At 68.4% G+C, this 25,683-nt stretch carries 27 protein-coding genes; 9 read left to right on the forward strand and 18 right to left on the reverse strand.

Annotated features, from left to right (window positions below; all coding sequences use genetic code 11):
* Positions 1–84 precede the first annotated feature (84 nt).
* From V7Q42_RS02555 to V7Q42_RS02575, 5 genes are read left to right on the forward strand one after another with little or no spacing between them, the layout of a single operon-like run.
* Entirely contained in the window at positions 85–975 is an 891-nt protein-coding gene (locus V7Q42_RS02555) for an ABC transporter ATP-binding protein (protein WP_333822250.1), read from the forward strand.
* Positions 953–1,441, forward strand: coding sequence for a hypothetical protein (locus tag V7Q42_RS02560; protein WP_333822252.1), 489 nt, complete (start codon positions 953–955; stop codon positions 1,439–1,441). The genes V7Q42_RS02555 and V7Q42_RS02560 overlap by 23 nt, the downstream gene beginning before the upstream one ends.
* A 10-nt stretch (positions 1,442–1,451) precedes the next feature.
* A complete protein-coding gene (locus V7Q42_RS02565; RefSeq protein ID WP_333822253.1) occupies positions 1,452–2,330 on the forward strand; it encodes an ABC transporter permease in 879 nt (292 codons plus the stop codon).
* Between the two features lie 11 nt (positions 2,331–2,341).
* Entirely contained in the window at positions 2,342–3,256 is a 915-nt protein-coding gene (gene menA, locus V7Q42_RS02570) for a 1,4-dihydroxy-2-naphthoate octaprenyltransferase (RefSeq protein ID WP_333822255.1), read from the forward strand.
* Positions 3,256–3,753: a TlpA family protein disulfide reductase gene (locus V7Q42_RS02575; RefSeq protein WP_333822257.1), complete on the forward strand. Its 498-nt coding sequence runs from the start codon at positions 3,256–3,258 to the stop codon at positions 3,751–3,753. Before menA ends, V7Q42_RS02575 begins: the two co-directional genes overlap by 1 nt.
* Positions 3,754–4,017: 264 nt before the next feature.
* On the opposite strand, the gene V7Q42_RS02580 is transcribed toward V7Q42_RS02575, so the two are convergent.
* A complete protein-coding gene (locus V7Q42_RS02580) occupies positions 4,018–4,554 on the reverse strand; it encodes a peroxiredoxin-like family protein (protein ID WP_333822259.1) in 537 nt (178 codons plus the stop codon).
* A gap of 74 nt (positions 4,555–4,628) precedes the next feature.
* Between V7Q42_RS02580 and V7Q42_RS02585 the strand changes: the two genes are divergently transcribed.
* A complete protein-coding gene (locus V7Q42_RS02585; protein WP_333822261.1) occupies positions 4,629–5,441 on the forward strand; it encodes a helix-turn-helix transcriptional regulator in 813 nt (270 codons plus the stop codon).
* 187 nt (positions 5,442–5,628) lie between these two features.
* On the opposite strand, the gene V7Q42_RS02590 is transcribed toward V7Q42_RS02585, so the two are convergent.
* The 12 genes from V7Q42_RS02590 to V7Q42_RS02645 all read right to left on the reverse strand — a co-directional run bounded on the left by V7Q42_RS02590 (position 5,629) and on the right by V7Q42_RS02645 (position 17,533).
* Entirely contained in the window at positions 5,629–6,366 is a 738-nt protein-coding gene (locus tag V7Q42_RS02590; protein ID WP_442958158.1) for a class I SAM-dependent methyltransferase, read from the reverse strand.
* Positions 6,367–6,392: 26 nt separating this feature from the next.
* Positions 6,393–6,950: an SCO family protein gene (locus tag V7Q42_RS02595; RefSeq protein WP_333822263.1), complete on the reverse strand. Its 558-nt coding sequence runs from the start codon at positions 6,948–6,950 to the stop codon at positions 6,393–6,395.
* A gap of 32 nt (positions 6,951–6,982) precedes the next feature.
* Positions 6,983–8,578, reverse strand: a complete 1,596-nt coding sequence (locus tag V7Q42_RS02600) for a cytochrome D1 domain-containing protein (RefSeq protein ID WP_333822264.1) — start codon at positions 8,576–8,578, stop codon at positions 6,983–6,985.
* The gene (nirJ, locus tag V7Q42_RS02605; RefSeq protein ID WP_333822266.1) at positions 8,556–9,764 is read right to left on the reverse strand and encodes a heme d1 biosynthesis radical SAM protein NirJ; all 1,209 of its coding nucleotides are present in this window, start codon (positions 9,762–9,764) and stop codon (positions 8,556–8,558) included. Before nirJ ends, V7Q42_RS02600 begins: the two co-directional genes overlap by 23 nt.
* 178 nt (positions 9,765–9,942) lie before the next feature.
* Positions 9,943–10,431, reverse strand: coding sequence for a siroheme decarboxylase subunit beta (gene ahbB, locus V7Q42_RS02610; RefSeq protein ID WP_333822268.1), 489 nt, complete (start codon positions 10,429–10,431; stop codon positions 9,943–9,945).
* Positions 10,428–10,898, reverse strand: coding sequence for an Lrp/AsnC family transcriptional regulator (locus V7Q42_RS02615; protein ID WP_333822271.1), 471 nt, complete (start codon positions 10,896–10,898; stop codon positions 10,428–10,430). Before V7Q42_RS02615 ends, ahbB (V7Q42_RS02610) begins: the two co-directional genes overlap by 4 nt.
* Complete coding sequence (gene ahbB, locus V7Q42_RS02620; RefSeq protein WP_333822273.1) at positions 10,895–11,866, reverse strand: siroheme decarboxylase subunit beta; 972 nt, start codon at positions 11,864–11,866, stop codon at positions 10,895–10,897. The genes V7Q42_RS02615 and ahbB (V7Q42_RS02620) overlap by 4 nt, the downstream gene beginning before the upstream one ends.
* A gap of 4 nt (positions 11,867–11,870) precedes the next feature.
* Positions 11,871–13,079, reverse strand: a complete 1,209-nt coding sequence (locus V7Q42_RS02625) for a cytochrome D1 domain-containing protein (protein WP_333822275.1) — start codon at positions 13,077–13,079, stop codon at positions 11,871–11,873.
* A complete protein-coding gene (locus tag V7Q42_RS02630; protein ID WP_333822278.1) occupies positions 13,076–13,423 on the reverse strand; it encodes a c-type cytochrome in 348 nt (115 codons plus the stop codon). Before V7Q42_RS02630 ends, V7Q42_RS02625 begins: the two co-directional genes overlap by 4 nt.
* The gene (locus tag V7Q42_RS02635) at positions 13,420–13,905 is read right to left on the reverse strand and encodes a cupredoxin domain-containing protein (RefSeq protein ID WP_333822280.1); all 486 of its coding nucleotides are present in this window, start codon (positions 13,903–13,905) and stop codon (positions 13,420–13,422) included. The genes V7Q42_RS02630 and V7Q42_RS02635 overlap by 4 nt, the downstream gene beginning before the upstream one ends.
* Before the next feature lie 11 nt (positions 13,906–13,916).
* A complete protein-coding gene (locus V7Q42_RS02640; RefSeq protein WP_333822282.1) occupies positions 13,917–15,764 on the reverse strand; it encodes a NapC/NirT family cytochrome c in 1,848 nt (615 codons plus the stop codon).
* Between the two features lie 74 nt (positions 15,765–15,838).
* Positions 15,839–17,533: a cytochrome D1 domain-containing protein gene (locus V7Q42_RS02645; protein ID WP_333822283.1), complete on the reverse strand. Its 1,695-nt coding sequence runs from the start codon at positions 17,531–17,533 to the stop codon at positions 15,839–15,841.
* 109 nt (positions 17,534–17,642) lie between these two features.
* Here V7Q42_RS02645 and V7Q42_RS02650 point away from each other — a divergent pair, with 109 nt between their 5' ends.
* From V7Q42_RS02650 to V7Q42_RS02660, 3 genes are all read left to right on the forward strand, one after another.
* Complete coding sequence (locus V7Q42_RS02650) at positions 17,643–18,098, forward strand: hypothetical protein (protein ID WP_333822284.1); 456 nt, start codon at positions 17,643–17,645, stop codon at positions 18,096–18,098.
* Positions 18,099–18,148: 50 nt separating this feature from the next.
* On the forward strand, positions 18,149–18,457 hold the full coding sequence (locus tag V7Q42_RS02655; protein ID WP_333822286.1) for a DUF3303 domain-containing protein: 309 nt from the start codon (positions 18,149–18,151) through the stop codon (positions 18,455–18,457).
* A 135-nt stretch (positions 18,458–18,592) separates the two neighbouring features.
* A complete protein-coding gene (locus V7Q42_RS02660) occupies positions 18,593–19,762 on the forward strand; it encodes an amino acid aminotransferase (protein WP_333822288.1) in 1,170 nt (389 codons plus the stop codon).
* 128 nt (positions 19,763–19,890) lie between these two features.
* Here V7Q42_RS02660 and V7Q42_RS02665 read toward each other — a convergent pair whose 3' ends face one another.
* From V7Q42_RS02665 to V7Q42_RS02685, 5 genes are all read right to left on the reverse strand, one after another.
* Positions 19,891–20,586 (reverse strand): cytochrome b/b6 domain-containing protein, encoded by a 696-nt coding sequence (locus tag V7Q42_RS02665; protein WP_333822290.1) that lies wholly within the window; start codon positions 20,584–20,586, stop codon positions 19,891–19,893.
* Entirely contained in the window at positions 20,586–22,244 is a 1,659-nt protein-coding gene (locus V7Q42_RS02670) for a tetrathionate reductase family octaheme c-type cytochrome (RefSeq protein ID WP_333822292.1), read from the reverse strand. Before V7Q42_RS02670 ends, V7Q42_RS02665 begins: the two co-directional genes overlap by 1 nt.
* Positions 22,245–22,557: 313 nt before the next feature.
* The gene (locus V7Q42_RS02675) at positions 22,558–23,781 is read right to left on the reverse strand and encodes an NAD(P)/FAD-dependent oxidoreductase (protein ID WP_333822293.1); all 1,224 of its coding nucleotides are present in this window, start codon (positions 23,779–23,781) and stop codon (positions 22,558–22,560) included.
* On the reverse strand, positions 23,778–24,101 hold the full coding sequence (locus V7Q42_RS02680; protein WP_333822294.1) for a ferredoxin: 324 nt from the start codon (positions 24,099–24,101) through the stop codon (positions 23,778–23,780). The genes V7Q42_RS02675 and V7Q42_RS02680 overlap by 4 nt, the downstream gene beginning before the upstream one ends.
* A gap of 211 nt (positions 24,102–24,312) precedes the next feature.
* Positions 24,313–25,476, reverse strand: a complete 1,164-nt coding sequence (locus tag V7Q42_RS02685; RefSeq protein WP_333822295.1) for a cytochrome P450 — start codon at positions 25,474–25,476, stop codon at positions 24,313–24,315.
* Positions 25,477–25,683: the final 207 nt, after the last annotated feature.

Consider the following 25,683-nt stretch of genomic DNA (forward strand, 5'->3'; position numbering starts at 1 on the left):
CGACGGACCGGTCACGGTCGCCGCCCGAGGGGGGTGGCGACGGTCGCCGGGCGGGACCGCCCGCCGAACAAGGACGGACGACGTATGATTTCGCTGAAAGGGGTGGTGAAGAGCTTCGGAGCCGCCCGAATCCTGAACGGGATCGACCTCGACGTGCCGGACGGCCAGCGCATCGCGCTGATCGGCTCGAACGGCGCCGGCAAGACGACGCTGTTCCGCTGTCTGCTCGGCGAGTATACCCACGAAGGGTCGGTCACGGTCGACGGTCGCGATCCCCGGCACCACCGCACCGAGGTGCTGCGTCTGGTCGGCTTCGTGCCGCAGATCGCGCCGCGGCTGGAGATGCCGGTGGCGGCGCTGATGCGCTACGTCGCCGACGTCACCGGCGGTCGGGTCGAGGACATGGAGGCGATCGCCGCCCGCATGGGCCTCGACGTCGCGCCGATCCGCAGCCGCGCCTTCGTCAAGCTCTCCGGCGGCATGAAGCAGAAGCTGCTCATCGCCATGGCGCTCGGCCGGCCGACGCGCCTGCTGATCCTCGACGAGCCCGCGGCCAATCTCGATCCGGGCGCGCGCGCCGTGCTCTTCGAACTGCTCGCCGAACGGCCGGAGGTGACGATGGTCATCTCCTCGCACCGCATCGACGAGATCGCGGCGCTGGTCAATCGGGTGATCGAACTCGAACACGGCCGCATCATCCTCGACGACACGGTCACCGACGCCGGGGCGCTGGGGTCGACCTTCACGGTGCGGCTGGAGACGGCGCGGGCCGAGCCGAGCTTCGCCCGGGCGGCGACCGAATGGGGGCTGACCGAGACGAGCGAGGGGCGGTGGACGGGCTCGATCGCCGGTCCCGATCGCCTGCGCTTCCTCGGTTTCGTCGCGCGCCATGCCGGTCTGGTGAAGGGGTTCACCCTCGACGAAGAGGCGGCGAGCGCGGGAGGGGATCGTGATGCGGTCGCTTCCCTATCGTGACCGGTCGCACGGCTTCTCGCGGCGCGGCTTCGTCGGCGCCGGCCTGTCGGCCGCCGCGGTGGCGATGCTGCCCGCCTGCTCGGAGGTGACGCCGGAGCCGCGCAAGATCAAATGGGGCCGCGACGTCTGCGAGTTCTGCCACATGGTGTTCGGCGATCGTCGTTACGCCGCCGAGATCTGGGACGGGGCGAATAATCGCGCCCGGATCTACGACGATTTCGGCTGCGCCGTGCTGGCGGCGGACGAGATGGGAGTGCTCGACCGTACCGAGGTGCGGTTCTGGGTGACCGACGATCTCGATCCGACCCGTTGGCTCGATGCGCGCACCGCACATTATCGCGCCGAAGTGGTGACACCGATGGGCTACGGCCACTCCGCCGCTTCCACCGCCGCCGGCCATCCGATGAGTTTCGCCGCCGCGGCGAGCGCCATCCGCGACAAGGCCGCCTGTGAACACAAGATCTGAGGAGAGAGAGTTGCGCGCTCCCGAAACGGTACCCGCCGCCGCGCCCGCCGGCTCGTCCTTCTGGACCGGTTTCGCCGCGACCTTCCGGCTCGAGGTGGCGGAGGCGTTCCGGGCGCGTTGGTTCGCCTTCTATGCGCTGGTGTTCTTCGGGCTGGTGGGCATGCTGCTGGTCTTCGGCCTGACCGAGAGCCGGGTCCTCGGTTTCACCGGGCTGTCGCGCACGCTCGTCACCTACATCCAGCTGACCATGGCGATCCTGCCGGTGTTCATCCTGATCACCACCGTGCGCTCGCTCGCCGGCGATCGCGAGGCGGGCGTGTTCGAATACGTCCTCGGCCTGCCGGTCGGCATCGGTGCGTGGTACGCCGGCCGCTTCCTCGGCCGCTATCTGCTCGCCGCCGCCCCGGTGATCGCGGCGCTCTTCGCCGCGGTGATCTACGGGGCGGTGCGCGGCGTGCGCGTGCCGTGGCTCGAGCTCGGCTTCGACATCGGCCTGCTGCTGGTCATGATCTTCGCCTTCGTCGGTCTCGGTTTTCTGATCTCGGCGGTGACCCGGTCGGTCGACACGGCGCAGACGCTCGCCTTCATCATCTGGCTCGTCCTGGTGCTGGGGCTCGATCTGGTGTTACTCGGAGCGCTGATCCGTGGACGGATGGCGATCGAAGGCGTCGTCGCCATCGCCATGCTCAATCCGCTGCAGGTGTTCCGCACCGGCTCGATGCTGCTGTTCGATCCGCAACTGGTGCTGCTCGGACCGACCGCCTTCACGGTCTTCGACATCTTCGGTCGAGCCGGTTTCATGGTGTGGTCCTTCGCCTATCCGCTGGTTCTCGGCCTCGTCACCGCGCTCGGTGGCTGGGCGATCTTCCGCCGGGGCGATCTGCCGTGAAGGAGCCGTCGATGTCCGAAGTCTCCTCCGTCACGGAACTCTCGCGCTTCTCGCTGTGGATCCGCGCGGTCCGGCCGCGGACGCTGTCGATCTCGGTGGCGCCGATCATCGTCGGCGTCGCCCATGCCTGGGCGACCCACGAGCGTGTCGCGGTGGTGCCGGTGGTCGCCGCGACGATTTCGGCGCTCGCCATCCAGATCGCCACCAACCTCGCCAACGACGCCGCAGACGGCGAACGTGGCCACGACGGGCCGGCGCGGCTCGGTCCCGAGCGTGTCACCGGGTCGAGCCTGATGAGCGCGGCGGAGGTGAAGCGCGGGGCGGTCGTCGCCACGCTGGTCGCGGCCCTCTTCGGCCTCGTCGCGGTGGTCCACGGTGGTGTGCCGATCCTGCTGATCGGGCTCGCCTCGATCCTCGCCGGCTGGGCCTATTCCAACGGACCCCTGCCGATTTCGGCGACGCCGACCGGCGAGGCCTTCGTCGTCGCCTGTTTCGGAGTGGCGGCGGTGGTCGGCATCGAATGGCTGGCGAGCGACGCCGTCGGGGCGAGCGCCGCGGCGCTCGGCGTCGCCATCGGTCTGCCGGCGGCGGCGGTGCTCACCGTCAACAATCACCGCGATCGCGACGAGGATGCGCGCAACGGCCGGCGGACGCTGGCCATTCTGCTCGGCGCGCGGGGATCGAAGGCGCTCTATGCGGTGGAGCTTCTCGTGGCGGTGGCGATCGCCACGGCGGTCGTCGCGCCGCGCGGGCTCGCGGTGACGTTGCTGGTCGCCGCCTGTGCCGTTCCGGCGCTCGTGGCGTCGTGGCGGCTGGCGCGGATGCCGGTCGGGCGCGAACTCAACGGCCGGCTCGCCGCCACCGCCGGCTTCCAGATGATGCTCGCCATGGTGATCGCCGTGGCCCTGATCGGAGGGATCGCCTGATGCGCTCCGCCCTTCTCGCTCTGGCGCTCGTCGCGGCGGCTCCGGCGGTCGCCGCCGATCTGGTCGAGAGTGCGCCGAAGCCGGTGACGATCACCGTCCAGGATCGGGAAGGCCGCGACCTGGCGCCGACCTCGCTCGGCGGTAAGCTGACGCTCGTGCATTTCTGGGCGACGTGGTGCGGCACCTGCCGCACCGAATTCCCGGCGATCGACGCGCTCCAGCGCGAGATGCGGGCCGACGGCGTCCAGGTGGCGGCGGTGTCGCTCGATCGGCTCGGTTGGCCGGCGATCGATCGCACCATCCGGGCGCTGGAGATCCGTGAGGTGACGCTCCTGCACGACCGCAATCGCGAGGCGGCCCAGACCCTCGCGGTGCCGGGCCTGCCGACGACGGTGGTGCTCGACGGCGAGGGGCGCGAGGTCGGCCGTATCGTCGGCGCCGGCGACTGGCAAGACGAGGCACTGCGCGACAAGCTGCGCAAGCTCGCCGGCAAGTGATACCGGGCTGATGAATTTCGGACTCGTCCGAAATTCATCAGCGTTACCGCCTGACCGGCCGACGCCCGTTCGGGCTTGCCATCGCCCATGAAGTTCTGAACAGGTCGGAACTTCATGGGCTCGGTATGAGCGGCGGTGGTTCCGGCACTTCGGCGGAACCTTGGCCGAGACCGGCCTTCGAAGGCCTACGGCGATGTCGCCGACGTTCCCGAGGTCGGGTCTCTCCGGTCGGGAACGTCGGAGATTTCTTCCGGCGCGCCGCCGTCAGACCGGACCGGTGTATTCGCCGCGCGCGGGGTAGTCGGCCTTGATGGTGAAATCGAGGGCCGGGATCATCTCGGCGAAGTTCGGTCGGACGAAGGGCATCGACTGGACCGAGAGGTAGTAGATCGTCCGGTCGGGGCGGATCAGGAAGACGCCCGGTTCGGAGAACAGGGCCGGCTCCTCGATGCCGATCGAGGTCTTGCCGCGCGAGGTCGAGACGTAGAGGCCCCAGTCGCGCGCCGCGGCGAGGTTCAGGCCATGGCCGATCCGCAGCGCCGAAGCGCCGATCTTCTCGGCCATCCGCGCCGCGCGTTCCCCATCGTCGCCGCTGACGGCGACGGTGGTCACGCCGCGCTCGGCGAAGGCCGGGGTGAGACGCTCGAGGTCCTCGAGATATTTGGCGCAGATCGGGCAGTGAAGGCCGCGATAGAAGCAGACCAGGGTGACGTATCGGGGCGCTTCGGTGGCGAGATCGAAACGTCCGCCGCCGACGAGGTCGACGGTGAGATCGGGGGCGAGCTGGCGGGGAACGAGCATGGGGGTGTTGTCCTCGGTGGCGGCCGGTCGGAGGCCGGTTGATGGAGCGCTCCGTATCGTCCATGATATCGAGCATGAAAGTTCCGAATTACATGATCGAAAATCCGATCCGGGCCAAATATGACCGGCTCGCCGCCTTCTTCGAGACGTTCGACCTCACCGTCGAAGTCCTGTCACCGGTGGCGCCCGGCCGGCGGGTCGAGCTCGTGGTGATCGGCCGGGACGGAAACCCGGAATCGGTCGGTCTGAGGATGAAGGGGATCGAGGCGGGGGCCTGTGAAGGCCAGGTGCTCGCCGCAGCGGCGGTGGCGTTCGAAGGGGGCGCCAATCCGTTGGTCGCCGCTCTGCCGGATCGTCTCGACATCGCTCTGGAGACGGCGCCGCTGCTGGAGCCGGTGGTCACCGCCTTCGTGCGCGAGGCGCGGAACGATCGATGCGGCCGGCGGGTCGCGCTGGATCGGCTGGGCGAGGTGATCGTTCTGTCGATGCTGCGGGAGGCGATCGACGCCGGGACGACCGTCCCGGGACTTCTCGCCGGCCTTTCGCATCCGCTGCTCCATCGGGCGATCGTCGCCATGCACGACGACCCGGCGCGGACATGGCGGATCGAGGATCTCGCCGAGATCGCCGGTCTGTCGCGCAGCCGGTTCATGGACCTCTTCCCCAAGGTGGTGGGGATGACCCCGGCGGCCTATCTCAACGGTTGGCGACTGACCCTGGCGCGGCGTGGGCTGACGCGGGGCGGGTCGGTGAAGACGGTCGCTCGGCGCGTCGGGTTCGGCAGTGCGGCGGCCTTTTCGCGCGCCTTCTCTCGCGCCTACGGTCGGGCTCCGGCCAGCATCAAAGGCGAAGCCGAGGGAACCGGCGCATCGGCGCGCGGCGATTGATCGCGGACGCCGGAGGTGCCGGGCGTTCGAAGACGGGCGAATTCTTCATCGGCATCAGGCATCAGGCATCAGGCATCGGCATCGGCGGCATGAGGCATTCGCTTCGGGAATGCCATCGGTCGGTTTCGATGCTCGACGGCGGGTCGGCCGGCTCACGAAAATTCGGACGCCTCCGGTCTGCGGGCGGTCACGGCCGTCGAGCCGGCTTGCGGCCGCGGTGGATGGCGGCGATGCCGAAGGAGAGGTCGTCCCAGGCGACGGCCTCGAAGCCGGCGCGGCCGACGAGATCGGCGAAGGTCGGTTGATCGGGGAAGCGGCCGATCGATTCGATCAGGTAACGATAGGCTTCGGTTCGCCCGGACACGACCGTTCCGAGGATGGGAATGGCGGTGCGCGACCACGCCTCGTAGAAGGGCCTCAGCCACCAGCGGGCGCGGGAGAATTCCAGGCAGAAGAAGCGGCCACCGGGCTTCAGCACACGGTGGATCTCGGCCAGCGCCACGTCGAGCCGCGTCACGTTGCGGATGCCGAAGGCGATGGTGACGAGATCGGCCGAGGCGTCGGGCAGCGGCAGGCTCTCGGCTTCCGCCTCGATCCAACCGATGTTCTCGCCGCCGGGGCGGGCGCGTCCGACGTCCATCATCGAGGCGCTGGGATCGACGACCGAGACGGTGGCGCCGCGCCGGGCGATGCGGAAGGCGACGTCGCCGGTGCCACCGCCGAGGTCGAGGGCGATCTCGCCGGGTCGCGGGTCGGCGTCGCGGACGAAACGGTCCTTCCAGCCCCGGTGGATGCCGAGGCTCATCAGATCGTTCATCAGATCGTAGCGCCGCGCCACGCCTTCGAAGGTGGCGCGGATCAGCGCCCGACGCCGGTCGGGATCGACATCGGCGCGGCCGAAGGTGCCGGCGAGCGGATCGTCGATCCGTCCGCTGCTCGGATCGCCGCTACTCACGAACGCGCCTCGAGCACGGAGCGGATCTTCTCGGCCATGCGGGCGGCGGCGAGGTTGTGGCTGAGGCGGCCGACGACGTTGCCGTCGGGGTCGACGATGAAGATCGCCGCGGTGTGATCCATCAGGTAGGGGCGGCCTTCGCCGACATCGACCTTGGCGTATTTCACCCGCCAGGCCTTGGCCATCTGTTGCAGCTCGTCGGTGGTCGGGGTGACGCCGACGAGGCGGGGGTGGAAGAAGGTCACGTAGCCGGCCATCACCTCGGGCTTGTCGCGATCGGGATCGACGGTGACGAAGATCGGGGTCAGCTTTTCGCCGAAGGGGCCGAGCAGATCGAGCGCCTCGGCCATGGTCTGGAGACCGAGCGGGCAGACGTCGGGGCAGAAGGTGTATCCGAAATAGACCAGCCGCCAGCCGGTCTGCAGCGTTTCGGGGACCGGTTTACCGGTCTGGTCGATGCCGAGGATGCGCTGGCCGGCGAACGCGGGCGACAGCGTGGCGAACAGGGTGGCGGTGGCGAGGACGCCGAGAACGGCGCGGCGCGTCGAGGCCATGAGGACTCTCCGTGGGTCGTCGAGGGCGGTGATCAGTGACTGGTGCCCTCGGAGAAGGTGATCTTGTTGTAGACGTTGTATTTTCCGACGGGTTTCTTCATCGGTAGGCGCTTCACCGGTTGCAGGGTCTCGGCATCGTAGACGACGAGAGCACCGTCGAGATCCCACACCGAAACGAGGGCGTGGCGGCCGGAGCGATCGAACTCGGTATGAGCGGCGATCTTGCCCGGCTCGGGAGTCAGGACGGTCGAGATCTGCAGCGTCCGCTTGTCGACGATCTGCATACCGTCCTTCTTCGACCCCATCATGGCGTCGGCCCAGAAATAAGGGGTCTTCTCGTGGCTGCGCAGGAAGAAGCCGGGGCCGGAGGTGGTGATGGTGCCGGTCACCGCCCAGGTCTCGGCGTCGATGATCGAGATCTTGCCCTCCTTCAGATGCGGCGCGGCGATGACGCGGCGGCCGTCCTTCATGAAGGAGATGCCGGAGCCGAGATGCGGCATGCCGGGCAGCGGCAGGGTGGCGACGGTGACGCCGTCGTCGAGGCGGACGACGAGGGCGCTGGAGCCGTCGCGCGAGGCGCCGAGCAGGTGGCGATAGCCGTGATCGAAGAAGAAATCGTCGATGGCGTCGGCGACGGCGATGCGGCGCAGCGGGAAATCGCGGCCGGACGGCGAGGCCTCGGTGGAGATCTCCCAGACCTCGGGCACGTCCTTCAGCGCCGCGACGAAGCTGCGGCGGTCCGGCGCCTGATAGACGGCGGAGACGCGCGACGGCGTGCCCTTCTGGTCGGCGACGTCGAATTGCTTCACCGGCGAAAGATCGAGTGCCGACAGGATCACCAGGGTCGACGGCAGGTAATTGGCGGCGGCCACCCACTGCCCGTTCGACGAGAGCGCGATGTTGCGCATGTTGATGCCGGCGCGGACCTCTGCGACCACGGACAGAGTCCACAGGTCGTACTTGGTGATCCAGCCGTCGCGCGAGCCGAAGAAGACGTACCGGCCGTCGGGGGTGAATTTCGGGCCGCCGTGGAGGGCGAAGCGCGAGGCGAAACGGGTGATCGGCTCGAACTTGTCGCCGTCGAGCAGGGTGACGTGATGGTCGCCGGCCTCGACCACGACGAAGAGGTTGAGCGGGTCGGCATCCCACACCGGCTTCGTCGCCGTCGGGACGGCGTGAACCTCGCGGCTGGCGCGCACGTCGTCGAGCGTCCAGGTCGGCTGGACCTTCGGCTCCTTCAGGACGAAGGCGGCGAGCGCCGCGATCTCGGGCTCGCCGAGCTTGGTCGAAAACCCCTCCATCTGGGTGGCGGCGCGACCGTTGCGGATGGTCTCGGCGACTTCCGCCGTCCTGATGCGGCCGAGCGAGACCGGCAGCAGCGCCGGACCCTGGCCGCCGAGACGGGTCTCGCCGTGGCAGGCGGCGCAGTGTTCGGCGTAGAGGGCGGGCGCGTCGGGTTCGGCCAGCGCGGCGCCGGCGACGATCATCGCGCCGACGAAGGCGGCGAGGCCGACGGCGCCGACGAGCGAACGATCGAGCAGCGACAGGTGGCGGACGGGACGCCGAGGTTCGGTGCGCAGCCAGAGATCGGCGCGATGGGCGAGGTCACGCCACACGGTAGGGCTCATGGGACAATCCCCGGAACGGTGTCACGGCGAGCCGGTCGCGGTCGCCCGCGAGGCCGATCTCGGCGTCGGTCAGATAGCAGGCGGGATCCTCGGCGAAGGCGTCGCCGGTGAGGCGATAGGCGCGTACGCGGGTGTTGCCGCCGCACACGTCGAAGAAGGAACATTCGCCGCAGCGGCCGGAGATCCGCCGCGGCCGTGCCTTGAAGCCGGCCATCAGCGGATCGGAGGTGTCGGCCCAGATGTCGCCGAAGCGACGTTCGAGCACGTTGCCGAGTGGGTAGTCCCACCAGAAGGTATCGGGGTGGACGACGCCGAGGTTGTCGATGTTGGCGACGTTGACGCCGGAGGCGTTACCGCCCCATTCGGCGAGTTTGCCGCGCATGTGGTCGAGCTTGTCGGGGAAGTTCTCCTTCACCCACATCCAGAGGTACGCGCCGTCGGCGTCGTTGTTGCCGGTGACGTATTCGCGATCCGAGCCGGCGAGCACGTCGGCGAGAGCCACGGCGAAGAGGCGGCGCATGGCGTCGCGGGTCACCGCGAACTCGGCGTCGGTGGCGCGGTTCTTGTTGCCGCGGCCCGAATAGACGAGGTGGGAGAGGTAGAACTTGGTCGCGCCCTCGGCCCGCATCAGCTGGAGCAGGGCCGGGAAGCTCTCCTGGTTGTCGGTCGTCATGGTGAAGCGCAGGCCGACCTTGACGCCGCGGGCGGAGAGCCGGCGGATGCCGGCGATCGAGGCGTCGAAGGAGCCGGGGCGGCCGCGGAAGCGGTCGTGGACGGCGTCGATGCCGTCGAGGCTGACGCCGACGTAGTCGAAACCGGTGGCGGCGATGCGATCGGCGTGAGCGTCGTCGACCAGCGCGCCGTTCGACGACAGCGACACCGAGAAACCGAGCGACTTGGCGCGGTCGGCTATTCGATAGATGTCGGGCCGGAGCAGCGGTTCGCCACCGGACAGGATGATCGCCGGGACGCGTGCCGCTTTCAGGTCGTCGAGGACGCGGAACACCTGATCGGTCTTCAGCTCGCCGGGGAAATCGACGTCGCCGGAGATCGAATAGCAGTGCTTGCACAGGAGATTGCAGCGGCGGATCAGGTTCCAGATCACCACCGGGCCGGGCGGATCGCGGCGCGGCCGCACCGGCGTCGGAGCGACCAGCTCCTGCAGGAATCGTGTCAGACGAAACATCGTCGTCCCCCTCTGGACGAAATCGCGGCCGACCTTAGGGGCGGCGGTGCGGCGCGGCCTTGACCGAAGTCGGGTCACGAAGTTCCACGTAGGGCTTTCGGCCGTGTCGGCGAGCGACAGGGGATCCTACACCGATTTCGGGGGCCGTCGCGTCGGCGCCGCCGCGGTTCCGTCCGCGTCAGCCGGCGATCCTCAGGCCCGTCTTCTTCAGGATACGGGTCGAATAGAGGATGTCGGAGGCGCGGACGAAGCCGCCGAGGAGATCGACGATCTCGGCGCGTTTGGCCTCCACCTCGTCGCGGCTCCTGCCGTGCACCATGGCGAAGAGGTTGTAGGGCCAATCGGGCAGGGCGCGCGGGCGTCGGTAACAGTGGGTGACGAAATCGAGGGCGCCGACGATTTCACCGAGACGGTCGACCTCGGCGTCGTCGACGTCCCATACCGTCATGCCGTTGTGGGAGAGGCCGAGACGGTAGTGGTTCGGCACCGCGCCGATACGGCGGACGGCGCCGGCCTCGAGCATTCGGGAGAGGCGGGCGATGACCTCGGCCTCGTCTGCGTCGACGCGTGCGGCGACATCGGCGTAGGGCGTCGGGGTCAGCGGCAGACCGCCTTGCGTGGCGGCGATGATGGCGCGATCGAGGGCATCGAGCGGCGGGCGGCTCATGCTTCGACCCTCATGCCGACGAAATACTCGCGCACCTTCGGGAAGAGCAGGACCTTCAACCCGGTCTTCGCCTCGATGGCGCGCTGGGCCGCGCCGATGCCGGCGGGGGTCTCGGTGGCGATGACGAACCACATGTTGAGAGGGTGGCGGCGCTCGTAGTTGTGGGCGACCTCGGGCAGGTCCATCAACACCGCGGCGACCGCGTCGAAGCGATCGACGGGTACCGCCATGGCGGCGAGCGAGACGGCGCCGCCGAACTTCTCGGCGTCGAACATCGGTCCGAAGCGGGAGAGCACGCCGGAGGCGACGAGGCCGTGCAGGCGGGCGAGCAGCTCGGCTTCGGACAGACCCAAGGTCTCGGCCACCGCCGCATAGGGACGCGGGACGAGCGGGAAGCCGCCCTGGAGCGCGTTGACGATGCGGCGGTCGATCTCGTCGAGCAGCGCCGGGGCCTCGGCGGATCTCACCGGTCCATCCTCGCGCCGGTCTGCTTGAAGCAACGGGTGGAGAAGAGGACGCGGTGGTCGATCGGCTCGGGCCAGCGGGCGAGCAGGGCCGCGGCCTCGTCCTCCACCGTCGCGCGGTCGCGGCCGTGGATCATGGCGTAGAGACGATAGGGCCAACGTGGGCCGGCGGTGCGGCGGCGGTAGAGCAGGGTGACGGCTGGGGAGCCGAGGAAGGCCTCGGCGATTTCGTCGACATGGCGCTCTGCGACGTCGAAGACCACCATGGCGTTCGAGGAGAAGCCGAGCGGGCGGTGGCGGACGATGTAGCCGATGCGCTTGACGATGCCGGCCTCGCAGAGCCCGGCGAGCATCGTCGTCACATCGGTCTCGCCGAGGCCGAGGTCGGCGCCGATCGCGGCGAAGGGGCGGGAGACCAGCGGCAGGCCGTCGGCGAGGGCGGCGAGGAGACGCCGCTCGGCCTGTGTCGCCGCGCGCTTCGCCGGGGTGTGGTCGTGCGGGCGGCAGGGGCCGTCGAGGGCGAAGCCGAGGTCGATGCGGTATTCGCGTTCGAGCCTGAGATCGAGGATGTCGCAGCCGGTGGCGTCGCGCAGCCGGTCGAGGGTGGCGTCGACGGCGTCGCGGTTCGCACCGGTGGCGACGAACCAGATCGGCAGATCGGAATGTTCGCGCTCGTAGTTGTGGTTGACGCCCGGTTCGGCCGAGACGATCTCGGCGATTTCGTCGATGCGGGATCCGGGGCAGGCGACGGCGGCGAGCGTCGAGGCGCCGGCGGTGTTGGGACGCACCACCAGGCCGAGACGGGAGACGACACCGCGGGCGATCATTTCGGCAGAGGCCTCGATCACGCTCTCCTCGCCGCAGCCGATCTCCTCGGCGATCGCCGCGAAGGGGCGGGCGACGAGCGGCAGGCCGCGTTGCCAGCCGTCGAGGAGGCGCTTCTGCAGGGGGGAGAGCAGAGGGGCGTGCATGGCGTCACACTCCCAGCCGATGGGCGCGCGGCGTGAAGAAGATGCCCGAGGGGCTCTTGGCCGCGATCTCGCCGATCTTGGTGAAGGTCTTGGTCTCGTGGATGTCGATGCGGTTCTCGTCGCGCACCGAGATCCAGACCTCGTGGCCGCGCGGCGAGAACTCGAGATGGAGGACCGCCGGTCCCGGTTTGAACGAATGCACCACCTTCAGGCTCGGCACGTCGATGACTTCGACCGTGTCGTTGTGAGGATGGGCGTAGTTGACCCAGACCTGACGGCCGTCGGGGCGGGCGACGCAGAACACCGGCTGGCCGTGAACGGCGATGCGGCCGACTTCGCGGAAGCTGTTGCGGTCGACGGCCAGCACCTCGTGATGGGCGACCGCCGGCATCAACAGGAGATCGCCGGCCGAGCCCCAGCCTTCCATGTGCGGCATCTTGTAGACGGGCAGCGGTTCGGCACCCTTGCCGTAGCCGGCGAGCACCTTCTCCGGCTTCGCACCGTCGGTCCACAGGTCGAGGCGCGTAAGTGCGTCCTCGCCGAACAGGCCGGCGATGTACCAACGACCGTCGGAGGTGGCGACGCCATCATAGGGAAGGCGGCCGATGTCGGGATATTTCGTCAGCTTCGGGGCGCGGGCGTCGGTGAAGTCGCCGATCCAGATCTCGTCGCCGTCGAGCAGCGACCAGGCGAAGGTGCGGAAGGGCAGATCGACGAGACCGACGGTCTTCGACGGCGCGCCGCGGCGGTCGATCGCCGGCACGTCGGCGAGCATCTCCAGCGTCTCGGCGTCGAAGACGCGGACGCCGCCGGGCTTGTAGTTCGACACGGCGACGAGCTTGCCGTCGTCGGAGATGGCGCCGCCGATGGCGTTGCCGCCCTGGACGACGCGTTTCACGATCGAGGCGGTGAGGAGATCGACCTTGGTCAGGCCGCCGTCGCGGCCGAAGACGAAGGCCCAGCGCTCGGAGCGGTCGTAGACCAACGAGGCGTGGCTCATGTCGCCGAGACCGTCGATCCGCGCCAGCACCGAACGGGCGGTGGTGTCGACGAGGAGCAGCGAGCCGGTGGCGCGCTCGACGATCAGGCCGAGGTCGCCGGTGCCGCGGACCATCGGTTCCGCGGCGCGGGCGGTGCCGGGCAGCAGGCCCGCCGCCAAGCCGGCGCTCGCGGCGCGGAAGAGACCGCGGCGGGAGGTCGGAGTGGTGGTCATTGCGGCAGCCCCCTCTTCAGTGTTTCGGCGATGAAGAGGGCTTCGTCCCGGCTCAGGAGCCCCTTCCACGGCGGCATCGGCGTGCCCGGGATGCCGTCGAGGATGATCTCGGCCAGGACTTCGGCGTCGCGGTCGGAGACGTTCTCGGGCAGGAGCGGCTTGCCGAGGCCGCCCTGGAGGGTGAGGCCGTGGCAGGAGCCGCAATCCTGGACGAGGAGATGGGTGAGGCGCGTCTTCGTCGCCGCATCCGGTTCGGAGCGCGCCGCCGAGATCGGCGAGGCGACGAGGACCGCCGCCAGGAGCGGCAGTGCGAGCGCCGGGAGGGTGGCGAGGAGCGGCTTCATTTCTTCGCCCCTTCGACGATGACCTTGCCGCGCATCCAGGGATGGGGACCGCAGACGAAATCGTGTTCGCCCTCGTCGAGGTCGACGGGCTGTTCGACGGTCTCGTCGGGGAAGAAGCGCTGGCTCTCGGCGCGGCCGTCGGCCTTGAACCACACCGAATGGGAGGTGCGCTTCTCGACGTTGACGAAGAGCAGTTTCTGGCCGGCCTTCACGGTGACGGTCTCCGGGCAGAAGACCTCTTTCCAGGTGGCCACGACCACGGTGGCTTCGCCGATCGGATGGTCGGCGAGCCAGTCCTTTAGGCGCGGTTCGGCCTCGGCGCAGATCGCGGCGCGCTCCTCCGGGGTCAGCTTGGGGCTCTGGGCCGCGGCCGGTCCGGGGATGGCGCAGGCGAGGAGGACGAGGCCCGCCATGACCGCCCCGATCACGCGTCGCGACCCTTGGGGGTGGTCGTCACGCAGGCACCGGGCGAGGGCGGTCATGGCGGTTCTTCTCACTTCTTGGTCGCGACGATCTCGGCGTCCGCGAGGTCGAGGCCGAACTTGAGGGCCAGCGACACATGGTGGAAGCGGGCCGCGGCGTAGTCGTCGTGGAGGGCGATGCCGATGATGTAGGTCTTGCCCGGTTCGATCGCCAGTTCCTTGTCGGTCGCGGCCTCGAGCGAGCGGGTCATGGTGACCGTCCAGGTGTCGCCGTCGAGCGTGCCGGTGGCTTCGATCGGGCTGCCGCCCTCCATGATGCGGTCGGCCAGGATGTAGCCGTGCTCGGGCGCGGCGCCGGAGCGGAAGCGCATCAGGTCGAGGAAGGATCCGGCCTTCAGCATCGCCTCGATGTCGGCGGCGGGCTTCAGCTTGTTCCAGCCGCCGCGCGCGCCAGAATCGCCCTTGAGGTCGACTTCGGTGCGGGTGTCGGCGAGGTACTTGCGGACGCCGTCGGTGAGGTTCAGCTCGGCCGGGCCGGCCTTCAGTGCGTCGGCCTTGGGCGTATCCGGCATGGTGCGGGCGTCGGAGTGGCACGAGGTCCAGCAGCCGGCCTGATCGATGCGCTCGATGCCTTCGGCCTTGGCCAGCGTCACCGCGAGCTTGACCTGGTTCATCGGGTCGAGCTTGCCGCCCTCGGCGAAGGGGACCGGCGCGTGGGCGGCGTTGGTCCACTGGAAGCGGAAGTGGAGCTTGTCCGCGTCGTAGACGACCTGGACGCCGACGTCGACGTTGCCGCGCTTGCCGGGGATGGGCGTCGGCTCGGCCTTCTCGCCGGAGACGATCTTGGCGCCCATGTCCTTGGTTTCTTTGATGTGGCACTCGGCACAGCGATCGCCGGACTTCAGGAAGGTGCGGGCGCCGCCGTGGTCACGGCCGGTCTGCACCCACTCGTAGGAGGCGATGCCGGGATAGAAGAGGTTGACCTTCTGAACCTTGACGCCGGCCCAGTCGATGCCGCCGGTCGAAGCGGCGGCGGCCGGAGCGGCAGCCGGAGCCGCGGCCGCGGCGGGAGCGGCGGCCGGTGCGGCGCCATCGGCCGGCTTGGCGGCGGCGAGAGCGGCGGCGATCTTCGCCTGCGCGGCCTTCTCGATCTCGGCCCTGGCCTGGGCGACCTTCGTCGAGGCGACGGCGTCGGCGGCGGCGGCGATCTCGGCCTCCTTGGCCTTGGCGGCGGCGGCTTCCTTCGCCTCGGCGCGGGCGAGGCCTTCGGTGTAGGTCGCCGGGATCGGGCGGGCGAAGGCGGCGACCGGCTTCTCGAGCGCTTCCATCTCGGCGTCGGTCAGGCGGTCACGAACGTTCTTGTGGGCGATGCCCTTGTGACAGTCGATGCAGGTGTTGCCGGCCTCCATCGCCGCCATGTGCTGCTTGCGGGCACGCGGGCGCTGGTTCTCCGGGTTCATGCCCTCGAAGGTGTGACAGTTGCGGCATTCGCGGCTGTCGGTCGCCTTCATGCGCTCCCACTCGTGCTTGGCGAGGGTGAGGCGCTTGGCGTCGAACTTCTCGGGCGTGGAGATCGAACCGGTGAGCTTGCCCCAGACTTCCTGGGACGCCTGGATCTTGCGGATGATCTTGTGGGTCCAGTCCTTCGGCACGTGGCAGTCGGAGCACACGGCGGAGACGCCGGTGCGGTTGGCCGCGTGGATGGTGCCCTTGTACTCCTGGTAGACGGTGCTCTCCATCTCGTGACAGGAGATGCAGAACTCCTTGGTATTGGTCGCTTCCATGGCGGTGTTGAAGCCGCCCCAGAAGACGATGCCGGCGACGAACCCGCCGGCGGTCAACGTCAGGATCGACCAGGAGACGCTCGGACGACGCAGAGTGCTCCAGAGCGAAGACAATTTCCCGAAGAGGCCCGCCATGGGTCCGGCTCCTACCGATGGGCGAATGAGGAGGAGAAGCCTCCGGGGGCGAGCGCCCCCGGAGGCGGGAGACATCAGTAGATGTCGTGCTGGGTGTTGTAGACGTTGAACTTGCCGGTCGGGGTGATCAGCTTCGGATCCTTGACGACCGCCTTCACCTTGCGGGTGGCGTCGTCGAAGACCACGACCGCCGAAGGCTCGGTCTTACCGGCCCACAGCGACACCCACACCTCGGTGCCGTCCTTCGAATATTCCGGCTGGGTCACGCGCTTGATCGCCTTGGACTCCGGCAGGCCGGCGAGCTTGGCGACGTTGATGATCTCCGGAGCCTTGTCGAGGTTGGTCAGGTCGTAGACCGCGACCGACTCGGCGATGTCCTTCTCCGGATTCTGCGGCGCGTCGGCCCACAGGTTCTTGGACTTCGGATGGGTCTTCACGAAGAGGTTGCCGGCGCCCATGTGCTTGAGCTCCTGCACCACCTTCCAGGCGCTGTCCGGATGCTTCTCCGGATCGGTGCCGATCAGGGTGATCACGTCGGCGCCGAGATGGCCCGTTGCCCAGACCGGACCGAACTTCGGATGGACGAAGTTCGCGCCACGACCCGGATGCGGGATCTTCTTGGTGTCGACGAGAGCAGCGAGCTTGCCTTCCTTGGTGTCGACCACCGCCACCTTGTTGGAGGCGTTGGCGGCGACCAGGAAGTAGCGGCCGGTCGAATCCCAACCACCGTCGTGCAGGAACTTGGCCGACTCGATGGTGGTGGTCTTCAGGTTCTTGATGTCGGAGTAGTCGACGAGCTGGATGAGGCCGGTCTCCTTGATGTTGACCACCCACTCCGGCTTGATCTGAGACGACACGATCGAAGCGACGCGCGGCTCGGGATGATATTCGCCGTCCACGGTGACGCCACGGGTCGAGACGACCTTGAGCGGCTTCAGCGTGTCACCGTCCATGATGACGTACTGCGGCGGCCAGTAGGAACCGGCGATCGCGTACTTGTCCTCGTAGCCCTTGAACTTCGAGGTGTCGACGGAGCGGGCGTCGAGGCCGATCTTGATCTCGGCGACGACGGCGGGCTTCTCCATCCACAGATCGATCAGCGACAAGAGGCCGTCGCGGCCGATGACGTAGACGTAGCGGCCGGAGGCCGACAGACGCGAGATGTGAACGGCGTAGCCGGTCTTCACCGTCGAGATGATCTGCTTGGTGTCGCCGTCGATGAGGGCGATCTGGCCCGCATCACGCAGCGTCACCGAGAAGACGTTCGACAGATTGATGCTGTTCATCTGCTTGGTCGGACGTTTGTCCGGCGCAACGATGTTCTTCCAGGACGCCATCATGTCCTTCATGCCCCATTCGGGCGGGGCGACCGGCGTCTGCTGGATGTAGGTCGCGATCAGCTTGATCTCGTCCTTGCTGAGGATGTCGTCGAAGTTGACCATGCCGCCGTCGGTGCCGTTGGCGATGATCTTCTCGAGACGCGACTGACCGAGCTTGAGCGTGCCGCCCTCGGTGACGGTGCCGTCGGCGGCTTTCTTGGTCCAGGCGGGCTCGAGGTTCTTACCCGTGGCGCCCTTGCGCAGAACGCCGTGGCAGCCGGCGCAGCGCTGGAAGTAGATGGTGTTGCCCTGCTCCATCTGCTCCTTGGTGAGCGTCGGCGGGGCATCGGCGGTCTGAGCGAAGCCGGCGCTGGGCAGCGCGGCGAGCATGAGGCTCGCGAGCGCAGCACCGCCGAGAAGCTTCGCCGAATGGAATACGGCGTGGGTCATGTTCCTCTCCTACAGGGACCGAACGACCCGACAGTTGGTCACGAATCCGTGAGTCCGCCTTGAAAACGATCAAGACGACGCCCCTCGCGTCGGGGAAGATCGGAAAATGATGTCGGAGCTCTCCCGAACCACGTGTTTCAACGCATGTGTGGCGACGGTGGTGGCGATCCTCGCCGCCCCGCCCGTGGTTCGCGCCGAGGATAGCGCGCTCGAAGCGATGCGCAAAGCCGCAGCGGGGGCCCCGGCCATGCAGGGCCACGACTCGGAATCGCGGATGCGCGACGCCGAGGCGGAGGCGCGTTGGCGGCGGCTGTTCTTCGATCCGGCGACGCGCGAGGAGGGCGAAGCCCTCGTCTCCTGCGACCACCGGGCGGCGCGGCGACCCGACACGGTCGCCGGACCGGGGGCGGTGGTGATCCTCTGGGATCCGGCCGGTGGTCGGCTGCTCGCCCGGCGCTGGGAGAGTTCGTCCGGCGCGTCGATCGATCTCGACGCCGCGAAAGCGCGGATCGGGACGATGCCGGGGGCGATCGTCGACGGGCTCGCCTTCCTCCGCTGTCGGTGACAGGACCGCCGCGACGGCCGGTCGTCCGGCCGCCGGTGGGGATCCTCACGATGCCGTTCATGGTGATCGACCGCTTCCGCGACGCCGACATGGTGCCGATCCATCGGCGGATGCTCCCCGACGGGCGGATGCTCCCCGACGGGCTCGATCACCTCGACAGCCGGATCGAGGCGAATTTCGCGCGCTGCTTCCGGTTGATACGCTGCGACGACCTGCGGCGGTTGCAGGAGTGGGTGTTGAAATGGCGCGGTCTCGGCGTCTCGTTCGAGATCGTGCCGGTGGTACCGTCGAAGGAGACGCGCGAGGTGGAGGCGCCGTTCCTCGGCCGGTCGGAGGCGGAGGCGGGGTCGCCGACCTGACGTCCGCTCCCGCGGTCACGCGTCGATCGTCCCGGGTTCGACGCCAAGGGGGCGGTCGGGTCGATCCGGCGTTCCGGTTCGGTCGGAACATGGTAGAGAAGGCCTCGCCCGTCCTTTCGGCCTTCCGGAGATTCCATGTTCGAGACCCTCGCCGAGCAACCCGCCGACGCCCTCCTCGCCCTCATCGGCCTCTTCCGTGACGATCCGCGAGCGAACAAGCTCGACCTCGGGGTCGGGGTCTACCGCGACGAGACCGGCGCGACGCCGATCATGCGCGCGGTGAAGGAGGCCGAGCGGATCCTGCTCGAGACGCGCACCACCAAGTCCTATCTCGGTCCGGAGGGCGACCTCACCTTCGTCGACCTGTTGAAGCCGATCGCGTTCGGTGCCGATCCGGGAGCGCGGCTCGTCGGCGTACAGACGCCGGGCGGCACCGGTGCGCTGCGTCTCGGCGCGGAGTTGATCGCGATGGCGAAGCCCGGTGCGCGGGTGCTCGTCGGTACGCCGACCTGGCCGAACCATGCGCCGATCATCAAGGCGACCGGGCTGACGCTCGTCGCCCATCCGTTCTTCGACGTGGCGAGCCAGACGCTCGATTTCGCCGGGCTGAAGGCGGCGGTCGCCGCCGCCGGGCCGGGCGACGTGGTGCTGCTGCACGGCTGCTGCCACAACCCGGCCGGCGCCGATCTCGACGAGGCGCAGTGGGACGAGCTCGCCGATCTCCTCGCGGCGCGCGGCGTGACGCCCTTCGTCGATCTCGCCTATCAGGGGCTCGGTCGCGGCCTCGAAGAGGACGCCTACGGGACGCGCCGGCTGATGGCGGTGCTGCCGGAGGTGCTGATCGCCTATTCCTGCGACAAGAACTTCGGGCTCTATCGCGAGCGCGTCGGAGCGATCTATGCGCTGGCCCGCGACGAGGCCGCGGCGGCGACGGTGAAGTCCAACATGGCGGCGCTCGCCCGGGTGAACTGGTCGATGCCGCCGGATCACGGCGCGGCGATCGTGCGCACCGTGCTGGAGAGTGCCGTTCTGACCAAGGTCTGGCGCGAGGAACTCGACCGGATGGGGGCGCGGGTGCGCGAGGTGCGCGCGGCACTCGCCCGCGCCGATCAGCGCCTCGCTTTCCTCGCTCGTCAGCAGGGCATGTTCTCGACGCTGCCGCTGTCGCCCGAGCAGATCCGGACGCTCCGGACCGAGCACGCGGTCTACATGGCGGGGTCCGGTCGGATCAATCTCGCCGGCCTGCAGGTCGCCGACGTGCCGGCTTTCGTGGCGGCGCTGGCGGCGGTGGGCTTTCCCGGCTGAGGTGTCCCGCCCGTGACGGAAAACGACGAAGAGGGACGCGGCCGAGCCGCGCCCCTCTTCTCTTCTCGCGGTCGCGACCGGAAGCGAAGCCTTCACCGCGGCGCGCGTCGGCGCCGTGGCGGCTCGGCTCACTTCTTGAGCAGGCCGGACTTCTCTTCTTCGAGATAGGCCGCTTCGGCGGCGGTCAGCTCGATCGCGTCGTAACCGGTGATCATGGTCTTGACGTAGTGGGTCACCGTCTTGCCGGTCGTCGTCATGTAGACGTGGATGATGACGAAGGTGACCATCAGGAACGCCGCGGCGGTATGGAGGAAGGCCACCGCCGGCAGGCCGATGGTGCCGATCGCCCAGTTCGCCCACAGCGGGTAGGCGAGATAGACGATGCCCGTCGACCACAGAGCCGGACCGATCAGCACCATGAAGAACAGGTAGGCGAGCGACTGCAGCGCATTCTGTTTGCGACGCAGGGTCTTGGAATAGGGGTGGGGCGCCCCGGTGAGGATGCCCCAGGCATAGAAGCGGATGACCGCCGGCAGGCCGGAGAGCTGGGGCAGGTACTGCCGCCACTGACCGGTGGTGAAGTGCCAGAAGGTGGTGAAGATCCACAGCACGATCAACGCGATCGCCGCCCAGGAGTGGATCGTCACCGCCGTTCCGAACTTCACGAACGGCAGCGAGCCGTGAACGGCGAAGCCCGACATCGCCAGGACGAAGATCAGGATCGCCTGAGACCAGTGCCAGAAGCGCTCGTAGCGGGAATAGATCATCACCGCGCGCTTGGTCTTGACCGGAGGGGTGCCGGCCGCCATCGAAAGATCGGTCATCACACTTCTCCGTGGGTCTTCTTCTTGCCCATGACGATGCGGGCGAGGCTGTGCAGGACGATGCCGCCGAGGGTGGCCGCGAGCATGGCGTAGCCGAGGAGATCGAGCCAACGCACGGAGCTGTGGGCGGGCATGTAGACCCCCGGCAGGCCGGCCAGACGGCTCTTCTCGGTGTGGCACTCGCCGCACTTCACCGCGTCGGTCTTGGGCGCCACCATGTGGGTGATCGGCCAGTTGGAGACGGTGGGCAGGAAGCCGAGTTCGCCGGAGAACGGACGGTTCTCGATCTTCATACCGGCGGCGACCGACTTCAGCATGTCGAAGTTGCCCCAATAGGCGGTGTCGTCCTTACCCCACAGGTGGTTGTAGACGAGCGACTTGTTCTTGGGGTCCCACGGGATACGGGTGTGCATCTCCTTGAAGGGCCAGATGCGCGCCTTCGGATCGGCGGGGCCGCCCATCACCGCGTTGATCGCCACGGGCTGCTCGGAGTCGTCGATCTTGGTGTCGATGGTCGTGTACATCATCCGACCGTCGAACCACTTGTAGGTCGGGGCGAAGTTCTCGTTCCACTTGAAGTCGCCCTTGATCGTCCAATAGGTGTGGCGCTCCTGGCCGTTGCCCTGCTTGTACTCTTCGAGGGCATAGCCCTTGCCGTCGATCATCTTGCCGGCGGTGGACCAGTCCCAATCGACCATGGTGGCGACGCCGCCGCGGGCGATCTTGGGGATGTGGCAGGTCTGGCAGGCGATGCGCTCGGCGTGGGTGTCGAGCTGATAGCCGATGAGGCTGGGCTTGTCGTGCGGCTTCGCCGAATGGCACGATTCACAGGTGGCGACGTCGCGACGCGAACCGGGCGCACCGGGGCCCTTGTCGTCCTTGGCGATCATGTCGTAGCGGCTGCCGGACACGATGTGCTTGTCGGAGACGTGGCAGTTGGTGCAGGCGAAGTTGCCGCCGTCGGGCGACATGTGGACGTCGACCGCCTTGGAGGGCGCGTTGAGGCTGGAGTCGAGATCGCCGTGCTTGACGCCGTCGCCGCCGCCGCCGTTGTAGTGGCAGGTGCCGCAGTTCTGGCGGCCGGGCAGGCCGACGTGCTGAGCGACCTTGGGCAGATCGATCGGCTTCTTGCCTTCGAACATCACACCGCAGGCGTCGTGGCCGCGGGAGTTCGGCAGACGGTAGTAGGTCGCGGTGGTGTCGTGGCAGACCAGACAGTCGATGTTGTTCTGGTTGGTGAAGTCGAAGGTGTCGTCCTTCCAGCCGTAGCCGGCGTGACACTGGGCGCACATGCCCTCGTTGCCACGGGCGTTGGTGCAGAAGTTGTTGATGACGTTGTGCTTGCCGAGCTTCTGACCGGTCTTGGGATTGGTGTAGTCCCAGGTCCAGTGGATCGACTTCATGAAGTGCTTACCCGCCTCGGTATGGCAGGAGAGGCACGCCTTGGTCACTTCGGAGCCGTCGGCGAACGGGCCCTTCAGCGCCTCGAACTTGGAATGATCGGCGGTGCCGCCCTTCAGTCCGCTCGATTTCTGCGCCGCCGCCGGCGTCGCCGGCCGTGCCGACAGTTGCTCGGCGACGTCCTCGGCGCGCGACGGGCCGGAGAACAGCAGTGCCACGGCGAACAATGCACCGGCCACACCAAGAGGTGATCGCATCCCTTCCTCCCTCGCATGGAACCGATCACCCCCGGGGCATCGCCGCCGGAGGTGTCAGAACTTATATTTCAGATGAATATTATATTCCGTCTCCAAGTTTGACGGAGGCAGGGACAAGTGCGACGGATCGTCACCACCGAGACGGGCGGGGAGGGGGGTGACGTGAGAGGAACCGTCGGGCGGGTTTTCGCGGCGCGCGCAGAAAGCCCGGCCGGAGCAGCGTCGCTTCCGGGGGTGTGGAAAAAATCTGCAATCTAGAATTTTTCGAAAGGACTCTCGGAGGGCGGTGGGGCGGCTCCGAGAGCCTTCGTGGTCATCCTGCCCGGGCGCGGGCGGCGAGGTCGAAGCCCGGTTCGGCCGCTTCTTCGGGGGTGAGCGCGGCGCCGCGGTCGAGGAGCCGGCGGGCGGCCATGTGGTCGGCCGGGCGGGCGATGCTGTCGACCGCGACGAAGGTGCCTTTTCGCCAATAGAGAATGGAGAAACGGCCTTCCTCGGGCGAGCCCAGGGTGACCGAGCGGTCGTGGCCGGTGGAGAGGCCGACCATCTGAAGTTTGACGTCGTACTGATCCGACCAGAACCACGGTGCGGCGGTGAACAGCCGTTCCTTGCCCATCAGCCAGGCGGCGCCGGACTTGGCCTGCTCGATGGCGTTCTGGACCGACTCGAGCCGGAGCGTCGACCCGTCGGGGAGGCGTCGAGCGGTGCAGTCGCCGAGCGCGACGATCTCGGGGTCGGAGGTGCGGGCGCAGTCGTCGACGATGACGCCGCGGTCGCAGTCGAGGCCGCAGGCGCGAGCGAGATCGTCGTCGGGGATCACGCCGACGCCGACGATCACCAGATCGGCGGCGATCGGCCCGGCGGAGGTCTCCACCGCGGTGACGCGGCCGTCGGCGCCGGTGTAGCCGGTGACGCCGGTCGCGAGGAGGACGCGGACGCCGTGGTCGGTGTGGAGGTCGGCGTACCACGCCGACACCGCTTCGGAGACGGCGCGGGCCATGAGGCGCGGCAGCGCCTCGATCACGGTGACCTCGCAGCCGAGCTTGCGGGCCGAGGAGGCGACCTCGAGGCCGATGAAGCCGCCACCGACCACCGCGACGCTGCGGGCGGTCTCCAGGCGATCCTTGATGGCGAGGGCGTCGTCGAGGCTGCGCAGCACCAGGATGCCGTCGAGGTCGGCGCCGGGCAGCGGCAGGGTGCGGGCGCGCGAGCCGGTGGCGAGGCCGAGGCCGGCGTAGGGGACGCGGCTGCCGTCGGCGAGTTCGACTTCGCGCGCCGCCCGATCGATGGCGACGACGCGGGTGCCGGTGACGAGGTCGATGCCCTTCTTGGCGAAGAACTCCGGCCCTCGGATCACCAGATGGTCGGCGGTCTGGTCGCCGCAGACCAGGGCTTTGGACAAGGGCGGGCGATGGTAGGGAGCGTGTTTCTCTTCGCCGAAGAGCCGGATCGGTCCGGTCCAACCTTCGCTCCGGAGGCTCTCGGCCAGTTGCAGTCCGCCCTGGCCGGCGCCGACGATGACCATCGCCCGTTCGCTCACGACTGTGTCTCCGCTACCCTGAGGATCAATCCCTCGATCATCGGCGTCGCCTTGATCTGGCAACACAGGCGGCTGTTGGACCGCCGCTCGGCGACGACGTGTTCGAGCATGGCGAGTTCCGCTTCGCTCGGCGCCGGCACCTGGTCCGCCGCCTCGCCTTCGACGTAGCAGTGACAGGTGGCGCAGGCGCAGGAGCCGCCGCACTCGGCGTCGATGCCATCGACACCCTGCGACGTCGCCACCTGCATCAGCGACCAGCCTTCGGTCGCGTCGAGTTCGACTTCGCCGCCCGTCGGCTCGATGAACACCACCTTCACCATTCCGTCCATCCTCCTCTTGGGAACTCTTCCGTCTTCGCGTCGCACCCGTCCGGCCGACGTGGCATCATCCGACGTCTCGGCGACGCGGTCCATGCGTTCGTGGCGACCTTCGTCGTCCGAGGTCGCGACCGATCGGCGCGGTCGAGGCGCGGATACACCGCCCGCCCTCGGTCGAAGGCGGGCGGCTACGCGGGATCCGAGCCGGTACGCCTCAGGCGACCGCCAGATCGAGCTTCAGCGGCGAGCGGAAGGTCGAGGACGGCATCCACGGCAGTTGTTCCTGGACGCGGGTGTAGTCCGGAACGACCTTGTGGAACTCCTCCATGGCGATCTTCACCGACATGCGGGCGACCGCCGTGCCGAGGCAGGCGTGCACCGATCCGCCGAAGCCGAGATGGCCGCGCGGTTTGCGCTTCAGGTCGTAGACGTCGGGGTCGGCGAACTGGCGCTCGTCGCGGTTGGCCGAGCCGTAGGCGAGGCAGACGAAGTCGCCCTCGCGCATCCTCTCGCCGTGCATCTCGACGTCGCGGGTCAGGCAGCGGCGGAAGCGTTGGGCGGAGGTGTTGAAGCGCAGCGATTCCTCCACCGCGTCGGGCAGCAGCGCCGGATCGGCGACCACGGCGCGACGGACGTCGTGATGATCGGCGAGGTTCAGCGCGAACATCGCCATGAAGCCGCCGAGCGATTCCACGCCCGCCATGATCAGTGTCGTGGTGGTGAGCAGCACCTCGCGCTCGTCGAGCCGGTCGCCGTCGATCTCGGCCATGGAGAAGTGCGAGATCAGGTCGTTGAGCGGGTTCTTGCGGCGTTCGGCGATGACCTTGGCCGCATAGTCCTGCATCCAGTTGTAGGCGGCGATGTGCTCGGGGCCCTTGGCGCGGGTGTGCGGGTCCGACTGGACCATCAGCACCGCCTTCTCGCGCACCGTCGTCTCGTCACCCATCGGCAGGCCGAGGGCGGCGAAGAGCACGCGGACCGTGAACTTGGCGGAGAAGTCCTCGATGAAGTCGAAGGTCTTCTCGCCGGCGATCTCGGCGACCGAGGCCTTGGCGATGTCGCGGATCGGATCGGCGAGCGACTCGAGATTGCGTTTCATGAAGGCGTGCTGGATGAGGCCGCGCAGACGATCGTGGCGCGGTGGATCGGTGGTGCCCAGCGTCGCTCCGGCGCGATTGGGCAGCTCGGTCATCAGGTTGCCCTTGGCCGAGGAATAGGTCTGCCAGTCGTTGAGCGCGGCGACGATGTCGCCGTAGCGCGACAGCACCCACATTTCCGACTCGCGGCTCCAGAAGCACGGGAACTCGTCGCGCAGGCGCTTGTAGTAGGGGAAGGGATCGGCGTCGACGGCCGGCGAATATGGATCGAAGCTGAACATCGGACCTCCCTGGACGGCTCGCCTCCGATCGCTCGGCGCGGCCCTCGCTCTTTTCTCTGCGATCCGTCGCGACGCGGGCGCCGCCTCGTGAGCCGAACCGACGGCGTGTCGTCCGGCGCGCGGGCACCGGGTCCGACGGGATGATCGACGGTGCCACGGACGGAGGTGCGGCAAAATGGACGAAGGGGGACAAATTCTGTACTTTTC

The organism is Pinisolibacter sp., assembly GCF_036782435.1.
In the GTDB taxonomy this organism is placed as follows: domain Bacteria; phylum Pseudomonadota; class Alphaproteobacteria; order Rhizobiales; family Ancalomicrobiaceae; genus CALBKH01.